Genomic DNA, 16,185 nt, shown 5'->3' on the forward strand with positions numbered 1-16,185 from the left:
CCGTGGGCGGGGATCGTATCCATCCGTCCCTGTCCGCGGGAGGGACGGGACGGCTCCAGCCTCAAAAAACGCAAAAAGCGCCCGGATATGCCAAACAACAGCATATCCGGGCACTTGCCGGAGATCGTATGACGTCGCACAAATGAAAACGGACGCGGCCGCTCGATGCGCGGCGCGTCCGTTTTTGCTCCCCGCTGATAACGGGACCGGGGCCGTCCCTATGAAGGTCAGGCGCACGGCTCCGCGCCGCAGATCCCCAGCACGAAATTGGCCAGGGTCTGGCGGCGCTCCTCCGGGTCCTCCGGCCAGGGCAGGTCCCCCCTGTGGTCCGCCAGGAGCACCGGGACCGGGGCGTTATAGACCTCATCGGCCACATCCATCTCCACGCCGTCCACCATCCGGTCCGGGCCGCCGTTGACGATCACGCCCTTCACGTCCGGGATGGCGGCCAGCTCCTCTGCCGTGATGGTGTGGGGGCGGAGCAAACAGGCCACCCCCAGCGCCCCGATCTCGTCCAGCAGGCGCTGGTTCTCCCGGCTGCCCAGGTCCAGTACTACGATCGTATCCCGCTTCATCTCGTCTCCTCCATTCCGATATGTTCCGGCATCATCTTACCATACTTCTCCCCTCCCCCGCAAGGCGGGGCTTGCGCCAGTCGGAAAGAACTGGTATGCTCTACCTATATGCGATCGATCGATAAAACAGATGAGGAAGGATGAGCGTCATGCAGGAGATCCGCTGTCCCAACTGCGGTCAGGTGTTCCAGGTGGATGAGTCCGGCTATGCCAAGATCGCCCAGCAGGTGCGGGACGAGGAGTTCCGGAAGGAGCTCTCCCACCGGGAGGAAGCTCTGGCCGAGGCTCTGAAGAGCCGTCTGGAGCTGGCCAAGACCGTCCAGGAGAAGGAATATCAGGAGGCCCTTTCCCAAAAGGACGCGGCCCTCTCCGCTTTGAAGGCGCAGATCGTACAGCTCCAGGCCCAGATCGACGGCGGCCGGACCGAGAAAGACCTGGCCGTCTCCGAGGCCGTCCGGACCCAGGAGCAGATCCGGGAGAAGGCCGTCCGCCAGAAGGACGACGAGCTGGCCCAGCGGGACCGCACCATCCAACAGCTCCGCTCCCAGATCGACAACAGCCAGACCGCCCAGGCTCTGGCGGTCTCTCAGGCCGTTCAGGCCAAGGAGCGGGAGCTGGCCGACGGCCGCACCGAGATCACCGCCCTCCAGGGCCGTCTGTCCGCCGCCGAGGCCGAGCGCCAGCTCCAGGAGACGGCCCTCCGGGAGCAGTACGAGGAGAAGCTCAGGAGCAAGGACGAGCAGATCGGATACTACAAGGACTTCAAGGCCCGCCAGTCCACCAAGATGATCGGCGAGAGCCTGGAACAGCACTGCCTGACCGAGTTCAACACGATCCGTATGGCGGCCTTCCCCGCCGCCTACTTCGAAAAGGACAACGACGCCCGCACCGGCAGCAAGGGCGACTTCATCTTCCGGGAGTCCGCCCCCGACGGCACGGAATTCATCTCCATCATGTTCGAGATGAAGAACGAGGCCGACCAGACCGCCACCAAACACAAGAACGAGGACTTCTTCAAAGAGCTGGACAAGGACCGCCGGGAGAAGAAGTGCGAGTATGCCGTGCTGGTCTCCCTGCTGGAGATCGACAATGACTTGTACAACAACGGCATCGTGGACGTGTCCTACCGGTATGAGAAGATGTACGTCATCCGGCCCCAGTTCTTCATCCCGATCATCACCCTCCTGCGCAACGCGGCTCTGAACTCCCTCCAGTACCGGCAGGAGCTCCAGGCCGTCCGGGAACAGCAGCTGGACGTGCTCCACTTCGAGGAGAACATGAACGCCTTCAAGGATGGCTTCGCCCGGAACTTCCGGATCGCCAGCGACCGCTTCCATACGGCGATCGACGAGATCGACAAGACCATCCAGCACCTGCAAAAGACCAAGGACGCCCTGCTCTCCTCGGAGAACAACCTCCGTCTGGCCAACAACAAGGCCGACGACCTGACCATCAAGAAGCTGACCAAGAACGCGCCCTCTGTCCGGACCCTGCTGGAAGAACAGCGGGCGAAGCGGGACGGCGAATGAACACACGAAGGCCCCCGGCGGGAGTCTGCGCTCCCGCCGGGGGCCGTTTGCCTTACGGCTATCGTAGGGTCCTGGGCGCCGGAGGATCAGCAGCAGCTATTGCCGCACCCGTTCCCGCAGCCATTGCCGCAGCCACAGCCGCCCCAGCTCCCGCCGCACCCGCAGCAGCAGCACAGGACGATGATGATGAGGATGATCCACAGACAGCCGTTGTTCCCGTTGTTGCACCCCATAATGATACCTCCCGATCGAACTGATGCCGGCCCGGGACCGCTGTCCCCCGCCGGTCACAGTCCATCCTATGCGGGCGGGGCAGATGGGTGCGGACGGTCCGCGCCGCCTAAACAGGAAAGGGCCGCCTCCGGTCGGAGACGGCTCTTTCCTCTTTGATATCGTTTTCTCACACGATCCGGGAGACTTTGACACTGTTCCGCACGACGCCCACTTGGTCCCCATCCAGCGCGCCAGAGGCGCTGAGGGCGGCCAGGAGGGTGTTCCCGCCCCGGCATGGGGCGTCCAGGCCGAAATAGGACAGATACGCCACATGGGCCCGCCGGAACGTGCTGTCCGTCAGGGTCGCATACTCTCCGGAGGTGATGACACCCCATCCGGCGGCCTTGGGCAGAGCGGTCTGCCAGGTGAAGTCCGGTGCATCGCCGCTGTCCGTATAGCCCAGCGCCCGCAGGAGGAAGGTCATGTACTCCGCCGCCCCGACCGTCCGGGCGGGCGCGAAGGCCTGCCCGCCGGCGGCGGCAGGGCCCACTCCGGCGGTGTAGCCCTTCTGCGCCGCATAGGCGGCGTACTTCTGGGCCCACTCCGGCACATCGGCGAAGGGACAGGCCCCGGTATAGGCCGCCGCGGCCTGCTCCTCCCCCATCAGGCGGAGGAACATGATGAGGCCCTCGATCCGGGTGGGGGCCTTTTCCAAATCGTAGCCGGAGCCGTAGGCCGTCCCGGTGCCGGAGAACAGCCCCATCTTCTGGAGGGCCGCCGCCAGCGCGTTGTAGTCCGTGGAGGAGCTGAGGGTCGCGGAGGTGTCCCCCTCCACCTCCAACACAGCGGTCTCGGAGGTCACGGTGACGACGGCCCCGTTCCCTTCCGCCGCCAGATAGCGGTGGACCGCCGTCATAGCCTGCCCGGAGGCGGCGGTGGTCCCCGCCGTCACGTCCACCACCGCGCCGCCGGAGAAGCTGAGCTTGGCAGAGCCCGCCAGGAGCATGGCTCCGGAGCCGGAGGACAGCCGGATGGCGTCCCCCTGCTTGTACCGGCCGTCGGCGAGGCCCCCGCCGCCGGACTGGCCGGCGGCCAGGTCGGCCTGATAGGCGCTGGTCAGGGCGCTGAGGGCCGCGTCGTAAGTCTGCTTCGTTTTGGCGTCCATCCGGTCCCCCGCCTGCGCCACGGCGCCGGGCAGGAAGGTGTCCGTCAGATAGCTCAGGGAGATCAGCGGATCGTCCGCGCTCCCCCCGGCCGCGCTGGCCAGCCCCGCGCCCGCCAGAGCCGCGCCTGCCAGCAGGACGGCGCATACACGTCCCGCCCGTCTCATGCTTCCTCCGAGATCAGATAGCTCAGGGTCTGGAGGCTGTCGGAGAAATGGACGTCCTCCACCACGATCCCCGGCTCATGGATGTTCAGGTCCATGTTGGTAAAGTTCCAGATGCCCTTGACCTGACTGCGGATCATCCGCTCCGCCGTCTCGACCGCGATCGAGCGGGGCACGGTCAGGACGCCTACGCTGGCCGGATGCTCCTTCAAGTAGTTCTCCAGCTGGTCCACATGGAAGATCGGCGTGCCGGCGATGATCTGGCCCACGATCTCCGGCCGCACGTCGAAGGCGGCCTTGAGCTGGAAGCCGCTCCAGGTGAAATCGAAGTTCTCGATCAGGGCCCGGCCCAGGTTGCCCACGCCCGCCAGCACGGCGGTGTGTCCCCGGTCCATGCCCAAGATCTCCATCACCTCCCGCAGGAGGGTCCCTACATTATAGCCATAGCCCTGTTGGCCGAACTCGCCGAAGCAGGAGAGGTCCTGCCGGATCTGGGACGCAGTCAGCCCCATGGACCGCCCCAGAGCGCTGGAGGAGATCCTCACCATACCGGCCCTGTCCAGCTCGTTCAAATGCCGGTAATACCGGGGGAGACGGCGGATCACGGCCGTTGATACGTTCTGCTTTCGCATCTCTTCGATCACACTCTCTATATCGATGTCGCGTTTGATGATATCCATGCAGTCCAGCCGCCGCGGGCGGACCGCCATTTCTGTTTAGTATATCATGTTCCGCCCTATTCTGCAATTCTATTTGTCTTTCGAAATTTCAGGAGCGGACATCTCCGCCAGATCGTACAAGATCGTTCCCGGCGGATCCACCGCGTTTCATGCGCAACTGCTCTTGATTTTTGCCCCCGGCTTCTTTATCCTTTCTATATCTTCCGTGAACGAGAAAGGCAGGCCGTCTCTATGTCCCGTCCCATGTCCCCGCGGCAGTGGCTCCCGCTGATTGGGATGACTCTCTCCGCCTTCATCTTCAATACCTCCGAGTTCATGCCTGTGGGCCTGCTCACCAACATCGCCGCGGAATTCCGGATCGGCGAGGCCGCCGCCGGGATGCTCATCTCGGTGTATGCCTGGGCCGTCATGCTCCTCTCCCTCCCCCTGATGGTCTTGGTATGCCGGATGGACTTCCGGCGGCTCCTGCTGGCCGTCACGGGCCTCTTCGCCGTATGCCAGTTCCTGTCCGCCGCGTCGCCCAGCTATCCGATGCTGATGCTCTCCCGGATCGGCGTGGCCTGCGCCCACGCGGTGTTCTGGTCCATCGCCTCCCCGGCGGCAGTCCAGGTCGCCGATGAGGAACACCGCTCCATGGCCATGAGCATGATCGTCACCGGGACCTCGGTCGCCATGATCTTCGGCCTCCCGCTGGGGCGGATGGTGGGTCTCTATGTGGGCTGGCGCATGACCTTCGCCCTCATGGGGGGCGCGGCGCTGGTGGTGCTGGCCTATCTGGCGGGGGTGTTCCCCCGCCTCCCCGGCGCTGAGTCCTTCTCCTGGAAGGACATGGGCCGGATCGTGAAGGACCCGCCCCTCATGGGGCTCTATCTCCTGGCCCTCCTGTTCGCTACGGCCTATTACACCGGCTACGGCTACATCGAGCCCTTCCTGAAGCAGGTGGCGGGCATGGCAGACGGCGCCGTCACCGCCGCCCTGACGGTCTTTGGGGCCTGCGGCCTGATCGGCAGCTTCCTCTTCTCCAAATTCTATGAGCGGGACCGGTGGCGTTTCCTCCGGATCGCCGCCGGCGGCGTGGGGATCGCGCTCCTGCTCCTGCGCCCCGCCGCCGTGAGCCCTGTCGCAGTGTTCCTGCTGTGCGCCTTCTGGGGCATCGCCGCGACCCTGTTCAACGTGACCTTCCAGTTCGAGGTCATCCGGTGCGCCCCGGAGGGCGTCACCACCGTGGCCATGTCCATCTACTCCGGGATCTACAACCTGGGGATCGGATGCGGCACCTGGCTGGGCGGCCTCGTCTGCACCTACGCCTCCATCGGGGACATCGGCTTCGTGGGCGGCGCGCTGGGCCTCCTGACGGGCCTCTACTGCGCCCTGCGCCTGATCCGGCTCATGAAGGTGTGATCCGCCGTTCAACAGGGGACGGACCGTTCGATCGAACGGTCCGTCCCTTGTTCCATATTCTGTCAAGCTATCAGCCGATCCGCTTATCGAACGCGGTCCGGGGCGTGCCGTCGGGGGCGTAGATGATGCCGCACTCCAAGAATCCGTACCGTCGAATGGCGTCCTGCATGGGCCGGTTGTCCGCGTGGGTATCGACCCGCAGGTGGTCCATCCGTCCGGCGCAGAAGTTGAAGCAGGCCCGGGCCACGCCGGGGACCTTCCCGGAGGAGGCCAGCCGGTGGATGGTGCCGTAGGGCACGCCGTCCCAGTGCCACGCCCCCTCGATGGTCTGATAAGTGGGATCGTCCCCCAGCAGGAAGGCGAAGGTCCCCACGATCTCCCCGCCCTCCAGACAGACGAAGTGGCCCCCCGCCGCCATGTCCCGCCGGATCGTCTCCTCCGTGGGATGACCGGGAGCCCACTGGGTGGGGTTCCCCCTGGCGATCATGAACGCTCTGGCCCGGTCATAGAGCTCCCGGAGGTTGGGCAGATCCTCCGGCCGTGTGGCTCGGATCTCCACGGCTCAGCCCTCCACCACGTGGATGGGCTTCCCGGCCAGGAAGGCCCGCAGGCTGTCCGCCACGATGCCCATGAGCCGGGCCCGGGTCTCCCGGGGGAGCCAGGACTGGTGCGGCGTGATGATGCAGTTGGGCGCGCCGATCAGCACACTGCCGGACCGGGGCGGCTCCTCGGTGAGCACGTCCAGAGCCGCGCCGCCCACCTTTCCGGAACAGAGGGCCTCATAGAGGGCCGGCTCGTCGATCAGCGGGCCCCGGGCGGTGTTGATGAGGAGCACGCCGTCCCGCATCTTCCCGATGGTCTTCCGATCGATGAAGCCCCGGCGCTCCTCCGTGAGGGGGCAGTGGAGGGACAGCACATGGCTCTCCGCCAGCACCCGCTCCAGCGGGGCGGCGTGGATGTGCTCCGTCTCCCGGATCTGGTGGGAGGAGCTGACCAGCACCTCCATGCCGAAGGCCTCGGCCCGCCGGGCTGCGGCCTGCCCGATACGGCCATAGCCTACGATGCCGAAGGTCTTGCCGAAGAGCTCCATCATCGGGGCCTCCCAGTAGCAGAAATCCGGGGCGGACTGCCACTTCCCCGCCCGGACGCTGTCGCTGTGGAGGCCCACATGGTCGGTGAGCTCCAGCAGGAGGGCGAACACATGCTGGGCCACGGCCTCGGTGCTGTACGCGGGGACGTTCGTGACCACTACGCCGTGTTCCTTCGCGGCGGCCAGGTCCACCACATTGTAGCCCGTGGCGGTGACGCCCACATAGCGGATGCCGGGGCAGGCCTCGAACACGGCCCGGTCGAGGACGGTCTTGTTGGTCAGCACCAGCTCCGCGGTACCGATCCGCTCCGCCGTCTGCTCCGGTGGGGTCCGGTCATAGACCGTCAGCTCCGCCAGCTCCTCCAGCGGCCCCCAGGACAGATCGCCAGGGTCCATGGTATAGCCGTCCAACATCACGCAGTGCATCATCGAGATCCTCTCCCTTTTTGTGGATGAGGGGATCATACCATATTTGCGGGTAGCGCGCAACGCATTTTTCGTCCAGTCTTTCATCTCGATCCTACATCTATCATGAAGTCATGCTGATCGACGACGGCATCACCAGCGACAGCGGAGAGTTCGTCACCGAGATCCGCATCCCCGCGGCGGAGCGCTGAGGTCGAAAAAACGCTCCGATCGGCGGGGATCCCATTGACAAGCACGTCTATCCGGTGATACCATAGGGGACATCTGGATCGAATATAGAATTGTAGCGCGAAGGTGCCCGCCCCTTTCTGTCGAGGCGCGGGTGAAAAGGGAATCCGGTGGGAATCCGGAGCGATGCAGTCACTGTGTACGGGAGCCTCTCCATCCATGCTCACTGGGAGACCGGGAAGAGCGGAGCGGCGATGAACGAAGCCAGGAGACCTGCCTCCGCGTGGGATCTCGGCTCTGCTGTCCACGGACCGACCTCCCGGCAATATGCACCACTCGATGGATCTTCTGAGAGACGATGCAAGGATGCCTGTGGAGGAGGCCGCAATGTCTTGCGGTCCTTTTTTATGTTCTTTCAGAAATACATCCAACTAAAGAGAGGATCCATACGATGAACAAGAAGACTACCGCTCTGCTCCTGACCTCCTGCATGGTCTTGGGCACCCTGTCCGCCTGCGGCGGCCAGAGCTCCAATGCCGCGCAGCAGCCCTCCGCCTCCCCCGCTGTCACGGCGGATCAGGGCGACGCCGACCAGGCCGCCGCCGATCATGTGGCTTCCCTGATCGACGCCATCTACGTCCAGGAGCGCACCGCCGATACCGACGCCCAGTGCAAGGCCGCCAAGGAGGCTTGGGACGCCCTGACCGACGCCCAGAAGGCTCTGGTGGAGGGCGAGAACGCCGACCCCGACTACTTCGGCCGCGACACCGGCGACGCCTCTCTGGACGATCCCCGGAACCAGGATGAGATCGGCGAGAAGGAGCTCCTGGTCGTGAGCTTCGGCACCTCCTTCAACGACAGCCGCGCCGCCGACATCAAGGGCATCGAGGACGCCCTCCAGGCCGCCTATCCCGACTGGTCCGTCCGCCGCGCCTTCACCGCGCAGATCATCATCAACCACGTCCAGGCCCGGGACGGCGAGGCCATCGACAATATGCAGCAGGCTCTGGACCGGGCCGTGGCCAACGGCGTCAAGCAGCTGGTCGTCCAGCCCACCCATCTGATGCACGGCGCGGAGTACGATGAGATGGTGGAGACCATCAACGAGTACGCCGACAAGTTCGAGTCCGTCCAGGTCGCCGAGCCCCTGCTGGGCGAGGTGGGCTCCGACGCCTCCGTCGTCAACGAGGACAAGGCCGCCGTGGCGCAGGACATCACCGCCGAGGCCGTGAAGGAGGCCGGCTATGACAGCCTGGACGCCGCCAAGGCTGACGGCACCGCCTTCGTGTTCATGGGCCACGGTACCGCCCATGTGGCCAAGGTCACCTACAGCCAGATGCAGACCCAGATGCAGGATCTGGGCTACGACAACGTGTTCATCGGCACTGTGGAGGGCGAGCCCGAGGAGACCGCCTGTGAGAACGTGATCGCCGCCGTGAAGGCCGCCGGTTACGACAAGGTGGTCCTCCGTCCTCTGATGGTGGTGGCCGGCGACCACGCCAACAACGACATGGCCGGGGATGACGACGACTCCTGGAAGAGCCAGTTCGAGGCCGCCGGCGGTCTCACTGTCACCTGCCAGATCTCCGGTCTGGGCCGCATCCAGGGCATCGAGGACCTGTACATCGCCCACACCAAGGCCGCTATCGACGCCATCGGCTGATCGGCGTCCCCCCATATCGTTCGATACGCTCCTGGCCGGAGGAACGCCTCTGGCCAGGAGCGTCTTGATAGTCCCCGCTCATCACTTCTGACACGCAAAGGATGAAATGACTATGAAACGCATCTTCGTACCCATGGGGAGCCTGCTCCTCGCCTCCGCTCTGCTGGCCGGCTGCGGCCAGACCGCCTCCCCTGCCGTCTCTACGGCTCCCACCGCCTCGGAGGCTCCAGCGCCCACCCCCTCTTCCTCCACCGAGGCCGCCCTCCCAGACGGCGTCTATGAGGCCAAATTCGACACCGACAGCTCCATGTTCCATGTGAACGAGGCCTGTGAGGGCAAGGGCACGCTCACTGTGGCGGACGGCAAGATGACCATCCATGTGAGCCTGACCTCCAAGAACATCGTGAACCTTTTCCCCGGTCTGGCCGAGGACGCTCAGAAGGACGGTGCGGAGCTCCTCCAGCCCACCGTGGACACCGTCACTTACAGTGACGGCCTCTCCGAGGAGGTCAACGGCTTCGATGTGCCCGTCCCCGCTCTGGATCAGGAGTTCGACCTGGCCCTCCTCGGCAAGAAGGGCACCTGGTACGACCACAAGGTCAGCGTCTCCGATCCCCAGCCCATCCAGTCCGAGGGCAAGACCGCCGCGGACCTCGGGCTGACCGATGGCAGCTACACGGCGGACATCGCTCTGGAGGGCGGCTCCGGCCGGGCCTCCATCCAGTCCCCCTGCGCCGTCACCGTGGCCGGAGATCAGGTCACCGCCACTCTGATTTGGAGCAGTGACAAATATGACTATATGCTGGTGGACGGCGTCCGCTATGAACCCACCACCCTGGAGGGCGGCTCTACCTTCGAGATCCCCGTGGCGGCCTTCGACACCAAGCTGGACGTGACCGCCGATACCACCGCCATGAGCACCCCCCACGAGGTGGAGTACACCATCCAGCTGGACTCCGCCTCCCTCTCCCCCGCCGCATGAGGCGGACGGTCGGTCTCCCGGCGGCCGCGCTGATCCTGACGGTCCTCCTCGGCGCCTGCGGCGGAGAGACCGCCACCTCCTCCGCTCCGCCGGCGGCGACCGCTCCGAACTGGTCGGATCTGTCCTTCGACCGGACCATGGAGCTGGACTATGCCCAGGAGTTCTCGGTCCGCTACTGCGGAGAGGACTATAAGCTGATCGGCATCGACGGGGAGGACCAGCGGTTGCTGGTGGTCGCTGAGGGCGCGCCGGTGCCGGCGGGGCTGGAGGAGGACATCACCGTCCTGCAGCAGCCGCTGGACCAGATCTATCTGGCAGCCACCGCCGGCATGGACTACTTCCGTCAGCTGGGCGCCATCGGGGACATCACCCTCAGCAGCCAGAAAGAGTCCGGCTGGTACATCCCGGAGGCCCGGGACGCCATGGAGGCCGGGACCATGCAGTACGCAGGCAAGTACTCCGCCCCGGACTATGAGCGGATCCTCTCTCAGGGCTGCGATCTGGTCATCGAGAACACCATGATCTACCACACTCCCGAGGTGAAGGAACAGCTGGAGGAGCTGGGCATCCCCGTCCTGGTGGAGCGCTCCAGCTATGAGAGCGACCCGCTGGGACGCATGGAGTGGCTCAAATTCTTCGCCGCTCTGGTGGACGAGGAGGACCAGGCCGACGCCTATTTCGATCAGCTCACGGACGAGTTGTCCGGCGTGATCGGTCAGGCCCCGGCGGACCGGACCGTGGCCTTCTTCTATGTCACCTCCAACGGGGCGGTGAACGTCCGCCGGTCCGGGGACTATGTGGCCAAGTCCATCGCCCTGGCGGGCGGGACCTATCTCTCCTTCGACGATCTGGAGGACGGGGATGCCCGCTCCACCATGACCATCCAGATGGAGACCTTCTATGCCGGGGCCCAGGACGCGGACCTCCTGATCTACAACAGCACCATCGACGGGGAACTCCAGAGCCTGGACCAGCTTCTGGCCAAAAGCCCCCTCCTGGCGGACCTGAAGGCCGTCCAGGCCGGGAACGTATGGTGCGTGTCCAAGAATTTCTATCAGGAGTCGCTAGAGCTGGGCGATATGATCCTGGACGTCCACGCCATCCTGACCGATCCGGCGGTGGACGACAGCCAGCTCCACTTCCTCTACCGGCTCACATGAGCTTCCGCCATACGGCAAAATATGAAAGGGGTGGGTCTATGAGACTGGACCGTCGGACGGGACGGGCGGTGGGCGGCTTCTGCCTCCTGCTGATCCTCTCCCTCCTGCTGTTGGTCTGGAACATCAACGCTGGGAGCGTCTCCGTCCCTGTGGACCGGGTCCTCCAGATCCTGCTGGGCGGCGGGGATCCCACAGAACGGAAGATCGTCTGGTCCATCCGCCTCCCCCGGATCGCGGCGGCGGCCCTGCTGGGCGGCGCCCTGTCCGTATCCGGCTTCCTGCTCCAGACCTTCTTCCACAACCCGATCGCCGGGCCTTTCGTGCTGGGCATCTCCAGCGGGGCCAAGCTGACCGTCTCCCTGTGCATGATCTTCCTGTTGAGCCGGGGGGTGGTCTCCACCTCCGGCGTGCTGATCGGGGCGGCCTTTCTGGGGGCCATGCTGTCCATGGGCTTCGTCCTGCTCCTCTCCCAGCGGGTGAAGCGCATGAGCCTGCTGGTGGTGTGCGGCGTGATGATCGGCTACATCTGTTCCGCCCTCACCGACTTCTTCGTGACGTTCGCGGAGGACTCCAACATCGTGAACCTCCACAACTGGTCCATGGGCTCCTTCTCCGGCATCGGCTGGGAGCAGGTGCGGACCGCCGCCGTCTGCTGCGGCGGAGCTCTGGTCCTGTCCTTCCTCCTGTCCAAGCCCATGGGGGCTTACCAGCTGGGGGAGGGCTATGCCCAGAACATGGGCGTGGACATCAAGGCGTTCCGGGCGGCGCTGATCCTGCTGTCCAGTGTGCTGTCCGCCTGTGTCACTGCCTTCGCCGGCCCGATCTCCTTCGTGGGGATCGCAGTGCCCCACCTGATGAAGTCCCTCTTCGGGACGGCCAAGCCGATCCTGATGATCCCGGCCTGCTTTCTGGGCGGCACGGTGTCGTGCCTGCTCTGCGACCTGATCGCCCGAACGGCCTTTGCCCCCACGGAGGTCAGCATCAGCTCCGTCACCGCCGTGTTCGGCGCGCCGATCGTCCTCTATATGATGGTCCACCGGAAGGCAGGTGAGGCCGCATGACACAGGACGACCGCATCCGGACCGAGGGCCTCTCCGTAGGCTATGGGGACACGCCTCTCATCCGGGCGATCTCGCTCCGAGTCCAGCCCGGGCAGGTGGTGACGCTGATCGGGCCCAACGGCTCCGGCAAGTCCACGATCCTGAAGAGCATCGTGGGCCAGCTCAGGCATCTGGCCGGGACCGTCCTGCTGGACGGCACCGACATGGCCCGCCGAAGCCCCAACGAGGTGGCCCGCCGCATGTCCATCCTCATGACGGAGCGGATCCGTCCGGAGCTCATGACCTGCCGGGATCTGGTGAGCACCGGACGATATCCCTACACCGGGCGTCTGGGTCTGCTGGGTCCGGAGGACCGCCGGATCGTGGAAGAGTCCCTCCGGCAGGTGGACGGTCTCGCTCTGGCAGAACGCCCTTTCTCCGCCATCAGCGATGGACAGCGCCAGCGGATCCTGCTGGCCCGGGCCTTATGCCAGCAGCCGGAGGTCATCGTTTTGGACGAGCCCACCTCCTTCCTGGATATCCGCTACAAGCTGGAGCTCCTGTCGATCATCAAGCGTCTGGTCCGGGAGGAGGGCTTGGCGGTGCTCATGTCCCTCCACGAGCTGGATCTGGCGGAACGGGTCTCCGATCTGGTGGTCTGTGTGGCCGGGGACCGGATCGACCGGATCGCTCCCCCGGCGGAGGTGTTCACCAAGGAGTATATCGCCCAGCTCTACCACATGGAGCATGGCCGGTACGACCCCTGCTTCGACTCACTGGAGTTCGTTCCGTGACCAAACAACGATGGGCCCCGCACAGGACGCTGTGCGGGGCCCATCGTTATTTTTGTGCCGCCATCCGTTCGCCCAGCTCTTCCACGGCGGCCTCCGCCAGAGCCAGCACGGCGGCGATGCCATCCGGGCTCAGGCCGTCGATGTGGATGCCGCCGCTGACCAGCACCGCGCAGTCCAGCCGTTTGGCCAGGCGCTCGGCCGCCCGCTTCACCAGTCCGTCCTCCTTGTGGCTGGGCAGGACCAGCACCGACGCGCTGGCTCCGATGCGGCCGTCCGGGTGACGGTAGGGCGTGCCCAGGGCCGCCGCTCCCAGATGGGGCACCTCTCCGCCGGTGATCGTCACGTTCCAGTCCGCCCCCATGGGCTGGGCGGTGAGGCTCAGGGCCACGCCGCGCTCCTCCTTCTCCAGGGTCAGCATCCTCATTTCGTTCGTTCCTCCTTTTTCCATCTCTCCAACAGGGCCAGCAGATGATCCCGCCGGGCATCCTCCGGGCGTTCCAGCACATGGTCCAGCAGACGGCGCTGGACCGCTCCGATGGCCGGACCGTTCCACCCCAGGGCCGCCAGCTCTCCACCGGTCACAGGCAGATCTTTCACCGACCGGCATCCGCCCTGCGCGATCGTCCGCTCCAGCTCGTCCCGCCGGTCCTCTCCGGCTGTGAAGGCCATCCAGACGGCCGCGCGGACCGCCTCGGTCCCCTGATCCGCCAAAGCCCGCCGCCAGTCGGCCGGATGCTCCGGCAGCCCGGCCCTCCAGATCCGAAAGCCCCCGCCGCAGGCCCGGACGATCCGCCCCTCCAGCCGCAGAGCGGTCAGGAAGGGCTCCGGATCCCGGTCCAGCGCTCCGCAGAGGCCCGCCCAGCGGGCCAGCGGCTCTGCCGGAAGCCGTCCCAGTCCCTCCAGCGGCCGGACCGGTCCTGGGCCGTACCGCTCCAGCAGGCCCAGATAGAACAGGGCCTCCGCTCCGCCGGGGCGGGGCGAGCAGATCGTCTTTTCCAGCTCGGTCCGCACCCGCTCGGCGGAGAGGGCCGCCGCCCGGGGCGCCAGCCTCCCGACTGCCCGGACCAGCCCCGGCTCCATCCGGAAGCCCAGCTGGGCGGCGAAGCGCACTGCCCGGAGCATCCGCAGGGCGTCCTCGGAAAAGCGCTCCTCCGGGTCCCCCACACAGCGGATCCGCCCCACCGCCAGGTCTGCCTGCCCGCCGAACGGATCCACGACCGTCCCGTCCCGGTCCAGAGCCATGGCGTTGACCGTGAAGTCCCGCCGGGCCAGGTCCTCCTCCAGTGTGGCGTCGAAGGCCACCGCGTCCGGGTGGCGGCTGTCGGAGTAGCCCCCCTCCCGGCGGAACGTGGTGACCTCCACCGGGCCGATGCCTGTGAGCACCGTCACGGTCCCGTGCTTCAGCCCCGTGGGCACCGTGCGGCGGAAGAGGGCCATGACCTCTTCCGGCCGGGCGGCGGTGGTCATATCATAGTCCCCCGGCGTCCGGCCAAGGAGCTGGTCCCGGACGCAGCCGCCCACCGGGTAGGCAGGCCGTCCCGCTGCCCAGAGCGTGTCCCGTACCTGTCCGATCTCCGGCGGGATCTCCAAATGTCCCATGCCCGTCCTCCCCTTCTCTTCTGTGTGCGGACGGTCCGATCTGCCTCTTGTGGAACCACTGTCCGTTGGTATATAATGAGGTGTTGACGGCGGGTCGTCCCGCCGGTCTCCGTTCCATTATAGACTTTCGGAAAGGGTGTGTAAACCCATGGTTTCTTCAAATATCCATGACTATCTCCGACCCGGACGCCGGGCCCATCTGATCGGCATCGGCGGCGTGTCCATGTCCCCGCTGGCGGAGGTCCTCCATCGGGCCGGCATGGTCATCACCGGTTCCGATATGAAAGAAAGCGCCGCGGTGGACCACCTCCGCTCGCTCGGCATCCATGTGGACATCGGCCACCGGGCGGAAAACGTCCACGGGGCCGAGCTGATCGTCCGCACCGCCGCCGTCCACGACTCCAACCCGGAGATCGCAGAGGCCCACGCGCTTGGGATCCCCGTCTTTGAGCGGGCCCAGGCCTGGGGCTCCATCATGCGGAGCTACAAGAACGCGCTGTGCGTGGCGGGCACCCACGGCAAGACCACCACAACCTCTATGTGTACCCACATCGCCATGGCCGCCGCCGCGGACCCCACCGTCATGATCGGCGGGACCCTTCCCCTGCTTGGCTCCGGCTTCCGGGTGGGACACGGAGACACTATCATTTTGGAGAGCTGTGAGTACTGCAACTCCTTCCTCTCCTTCTTCCCCACCGTGGCCGTGATCCTCAATATCGAGGCTGACCATCTGGACTTTTTCAAGGACCTGGCCGATGTGGAGCGCTCCTTCCGGTCCTTTGCCGACCGGGTGCCGGAGGACGGCCTCATCATCGCCGACGGGGACGACGCCAACACCATGCATACGCTGGCGGGCGAGACCCGTCCCATGTGGACCTTTGGCCTGGAGCAGGGCGACGTTCACGCGGCAGACCTGACTTGGGAGAACGGGCTCCCCTCCTTCGATGTGATCCACCATGGTACGAAGTTCGCCCATGTGGAGCTCCAGGTCCCCGGCCTCCACAATGTCCGAAACGCTCTGGCCGCCTCTGCCGCCGCGATCGCGCTGGGCTTCCCCGCCTCCGCCGTGGAGGAAGGGCTGAGCGCCTTCCACGGGGCGGGCCGCCGCTTCGAGCACAAGGGCACCTACCACGGGGCGGAGGTCTATGATGACTATGCCCACCACCCCGGCGAGCTCCAGGCCCTCTTCGACGCAGTGAAGAAGCTGGGCTACGAGCGGATCGTCTGCGCCTTCCAGCCCCATACCTACAGCCGGACCAAGGCCCTCTTCGATGATTTCGTGAAGGTGCTCCGGGAGGCCGACGTGGCTGTGCTGGCCGAGATCTATGCCGCCCGGGAGACCAACGACATCGGCATCTCCTCCAGGGATCTGGCCGATCAGATCCCCGGCAGCCGCTACTGCGCCACACTCTCCGAAGTGACTCAGACGCTGAAGGAGCTGGCCCAGCCCGGCGACCTGCTCCTCACGGTGGGCGCCGGCGACATCTATACCGCCGGTGAGGCCCTGCTCAAAGCACAGGACTGAACGCGCCTCTTCC

At 65.7% G+C, this 16,185-nt stretch carries 16 protein-coding genes and 1 riboswitch; of the genes, 8 read left to right on the plus strand and 8 right to left on the minus strand.

Annotation, left to right across the window (positions count from 1 at the left end; translation table 11 throughout):
* Nucleotides 1–227: 227 nt before the first annotated feature.
* On the minus strand, nt 228–575 hold the full coding sequence (locus KQI12_RS05030) for a hypothetical protein (protein ID WP_216571044.1): 348 nt from the start codon (nt 573–575) through the stop codon (nt 228–230).
* A gap of 140 nt (nt 576–715) precedes the next feature.
* Here KQI12_RS05030 and KQI12_RS05035 point away from each other — a divergent pair, with 140 nt between their 5' ends.
* Entirely contained in the window at nt 716–2,104 is a 1,389-nt protein-coding gene (locus KQI12_RS05035) for a DUF2130 domain-containing protein (RefSeq protein WP_253290810.1), read from the plus strand.
* An 86-nt stretch (nt 2,105–2,190) separates the two neighbouring features.
* Here the strand turns inward: KQI12_RS05035 and KQI12_RS05040 are convergent, their stop codons facing one another.
* The 3 genes from KQI12_RS05040 to KQI12_RS05050 form a co-directional block, all read right to left on the minus strand.
* Nucleotides 2,191–2,337 carry a hypothetical protein gene (locus tag KQI12_RS05040; protein ID WP_216571046.1) on the minus strand — a complete coding sequence of 49 codons (147 nt, stop codon included), beginning with the start codon at nt 2,335–2,337 and terminating at the stop codon, nt 2,191–2,193.
* A 167-nt stretch (nt 2,338–2,504) separates the two neighbouring features.
* Nucleotides 2,505–3,647: a hypothetical protein gene (locus KQI12_RS05045; RefSeq protein ID WP_216571047.1), complete on the minus strand. Its 1,143-nt coding sequence runs from the start codon at nt 3,645–3,647 to the stop codon at nt 2,505–2,507.
* On the minus strand, nt 3,644–4,324 hold the full coding sequence (locus KQI12_RS05050) for a redox-sensing transcriptional repressor Rex (protein WP_371817961.1): 681 nt from the start codon (nt 4,322–4,324) through the stop codon (nt 3,644–3,646). Before KQI12_RS05050 ends, KQI12_RS05045 begins: the two co-directional genes overlap by 4 nt.
* 243 nt (nt 4,325–4,567) lie before the next feature.
* Here KQI12_RS05050 and KQI12_RS05055 point away from each other — a divergent pair, with 243 nt between their 5' ends.
* Nucleotides 4,568–5,725, plus strand: a complete 1,158-nt coding sequence (locus KQI12_RS05055; RefSeq protein WP_253290811.1) for an MFS transporter — start codon at nt 4,568–4,570, stop codon at nt 5,723–5,725.
* A gap of 70 nt (nt 5,726–5,795) precedes the next feature.
* Here KQI12_RS05055 and KQI12_RS05060 read toward each other — a convergent pair whose 3' ends face one another.
* Nucleotides 5,796–6,284, minus strand: a complete 489-nt coding sequence (locus KQI12_RS05060; RefSeq protein WP_216571049.1) for an N-acetyltransferase — start codon at nt 6,282–6,284, stop codon at nt 5,796–5,798.
* A 3-nt stretch (nt 6,285–6,287) separates the two neighbouring features.
* Nucleotides 6,288–7,244 (minus strand): D-2-hydroxyacid dehydrogenase, encoded by a 957-nt coding sequence (locus tag KQI12_RS05065; RefSeq protein WP_371817962.1) that lies wholly within the window; start codon nt 7,242–7,244, stop codon nt 6,288–6,290.
* Between the two features lie 272 nt (nt 7,245–7,516).
* Nucleotides 7,517–7,705: riboswitch (cobalamin riboswitch) on the plus strand.
* Between the two features lie 155 nt (nt 7,706–7,860).
* Between KQI12_RS05065 and KQI12_RS05070 the strand changes: the two genes are divergently transcribed.
* The 5 genes from KQI12_RS05070 (at nt 7,861) to KQI12_RS05090 (ending at nt 13,048) form a co-directional block, all read left to right on the plus strand.
* Entirely contained in the window at nt 7,861–9,072 is a 1,212-nt protein-coding gene (locus tag KQI12_RS05070) for a sirohydrochlorin cobaltochelatase (protein WP_216571050.1), read from the plus strand.
* Nucleotides 9,073–9,184: 112 nt separating this feature from the next.
* A complete protein-coding gene (locus KQI12_RS05075; protein WP_371817963.1) occupies nt 9,185–10,054 on the plus strand; it encodes an iron transporter in 870 nt (289 codons plus the stop codon).
* Entirely contained in the window at nt 10,051–11,214 is a 1,164-nt protein-coding gene (locus tag KQI12_RS05080; protein ID WP_216571052.1) for an ABC transporter substrate-binding protein, read from the plus strand. The genes KQI12_RS05075 and KQI12_RS05080 overlap by 4 nt, the downstream gene beginning before the upstream one ends.
* A gap of 38 nt (nt 11,215–11,252) precedes the next feature.
* Nucleotides 11,253–12,275, plus strand: a complete 1,023-nt coding sequence (locus KQI12_RS05085) for an iron ABC transporter permease (protein WP_216571054.1) — start codon at nt 11,253–11,255, stop codon at nt 12,273–12,275.
* The gene (locus KQI12_RS05090; RefSeq protein WP_216571056.1) at nt 12,272–13,048 is read left to right on the plus strand and encodes an ABC transporter ATP-binding protein; all 777 of its coding nucleotides are present in this window, start codon (nt 12,272–12,274) and stop codon (nt 13,046–13,048) included. The genes KQI12_RS05085 and KQI12_RS05090 overlap by 4 nt, the downstream gene beginning before the upstream one ends.
* Before the next feature lie 46 nt (nt 13,049–13,094).
* On the opposite strand, the gene KQI12_RS05095 is transcribed toward KQI12_RS05090, so the two are convergent.
* Both KQI12_RS05095 and KQI12_RS12435 read right to left on the minus strand, forming a co-directional pair.
* Nucleotides 13,095–13,472, minus strand: coding sequence for a hypothetical protein (locus KQI12_RS05095; protein WP_216571057.1), 378 nt, complete (start codon nt 13,470–13,472; stop codon nt 13,095–13,097).
* On the minus strand, nt 13,469–14,647 hold the full coding sequence (locus tag KQI12_RS12435) for a CCA tRNA nucleotidyltransferase (protein WP_253290812.1): 1,179 nt from the start codon (nt 14,645–14,647) through the stop codon (nt 13,469–13,471). The genes KQI12_RS05095 and KQI12_RS12435 overlap by 4 nt, the downstream gene beginning before the upstream one ends.
* 148 nt (nt 14,648–14,795) lie before the next feature.
* Between KQI12_RS12435 and murC the strand changes: the two genes are divergently transcribed.
* Complete coding sequence (gene murC / locus KQI12_RS05105; protein ID WP_216571058.1) at nt 14,796–16,172, plus strand: UDP-N-acetylmuramate--L-alanine ligase; 1,377 nt, start codon at nt 14,796–14,798, stop codon at nt 16,170–16,172.
* Nucleotides 16,173–16,185: the final 13 nt, after the last annotated feature.

The sequence above is a fragment of the Pseudoflavonifractor sp. MSJ-37 genome, from assembly GCF_018917965.1.
In the GTDB taxonomy this organism is placed as follows: Bacteria; Bacillota; Clostridia; order Oscillospirales; family Oscillospiraceae; genus Pseudoflavonifractor_A.

Excerpts from the sequence above, each read along its gene's own strand:
- KQI12_RS05030 (WP_216571044.1), bottom strand. The coding sequence starts at position 575 with ATGAAGCGGGATACGATCGTAGTACTGGACCTGGGCAGCCGGGAGAAC.
- KQI12_RS05035 (WP_253290810.1), top strand. The coding sequence starts at position 716 with ATGAGCGTCATGCAGGAGATCCGCTGTCCCAACTGCGGTCAGGTGTTC.
- KQI12_RS05040 (WP_216571046.1), bottom strand. The coding sequence starts at position 2,337 with ATGGGGTGCAACAACGGGAACAACGGCTGTCTGTGGATCATCCTCATC.
- KQI12_RS05045 (WP_216571047.1), bottom strand. The coding sequence starts at position 3,647 with ATGAGACGGGCGGGACGTGTATGCGCCGTCCTGCTGGCAGGCGCGGCT.
- KQI12_RS05050 (WP_371817961.1), bottom strand. The coding sequence starts at position 4,324 with ATGGATATCATCAAACGCGACATCGATATAGAGAGTGTGATCGAAGAG.
- KQI12_RS05055 (WP_253290811.1), top strand. The coding sequence starts at position 4,568 with ATGTCCCCGCGGCAGTGGCTCCCGCTGATTGGGATGACTCTCTCCGCC.
- KQI12_RS05065 (WP_371817962.1), bottom strand. The coding sequence starts at position 7,244 with ATGATGCACTGCGTGATGTTGGACGGCTATACCATGGACCCTGGCGAT.
- KQI12_RS05070 (WP_216571050.1), top strand. The coding sequence starts at position 7,861 with ATGAACAAGAAGACTACCGCTCTGCTCCTGACCTCCTGCATGGTCTTG.
- KQI12_RS05075 (WP_371817963.1), top strand. The coding sequence starts at position 9,185 with ATGAAACGCATCTTCGTACCCATGGGGAGCCTGCTCCTCGCCTCCGCT.
- KQI12_RS05080 (WP_216571052.1), top strand. The coding sequence starts at position 10,051 with ATGAGGCGGACGGTCGGTCTCCCGGCGGCCGCGCTGATCCTGACGGTC.
- KQI12_RS05085 (WP_216571054.1), top strand. The coding sequence starts at position 11,253 with ATGAGACTGGACCGTCGGACGGGACGGGCGGTGGGCGGCTTCTGCCTC.
- KQI12_RS05090 (WP_216571056.1), top strand. The coding sequence starts at position 12,272 with ATGACACAGGACGACCGCATCCGGACCGAGGGCCTCTCCGTAGGCTAT.
- KQI12_RS05095 (WP_216571057.1), bottom strand. The coding sequence starts at position 13,472 with ATGAGGATGCTGACCCTGGAGAAGGAGGAGCGCGGCGTGGCCCTGAGC.
- KQI12_RS12435 (WP_253290812.1), bottom strand. The coding sequence starts at position 14,647 with ATGGGACATTTGGAGATCCCGCCGGAGATCGGACAGGTACGGGACACG.
- murC (WP_216571058.1), top strand. The coding sequence starts at position 14,796 with ATGGTTTCTTCAAATATCCATGACTATCTCCGACCCGGACGCCGGGCC.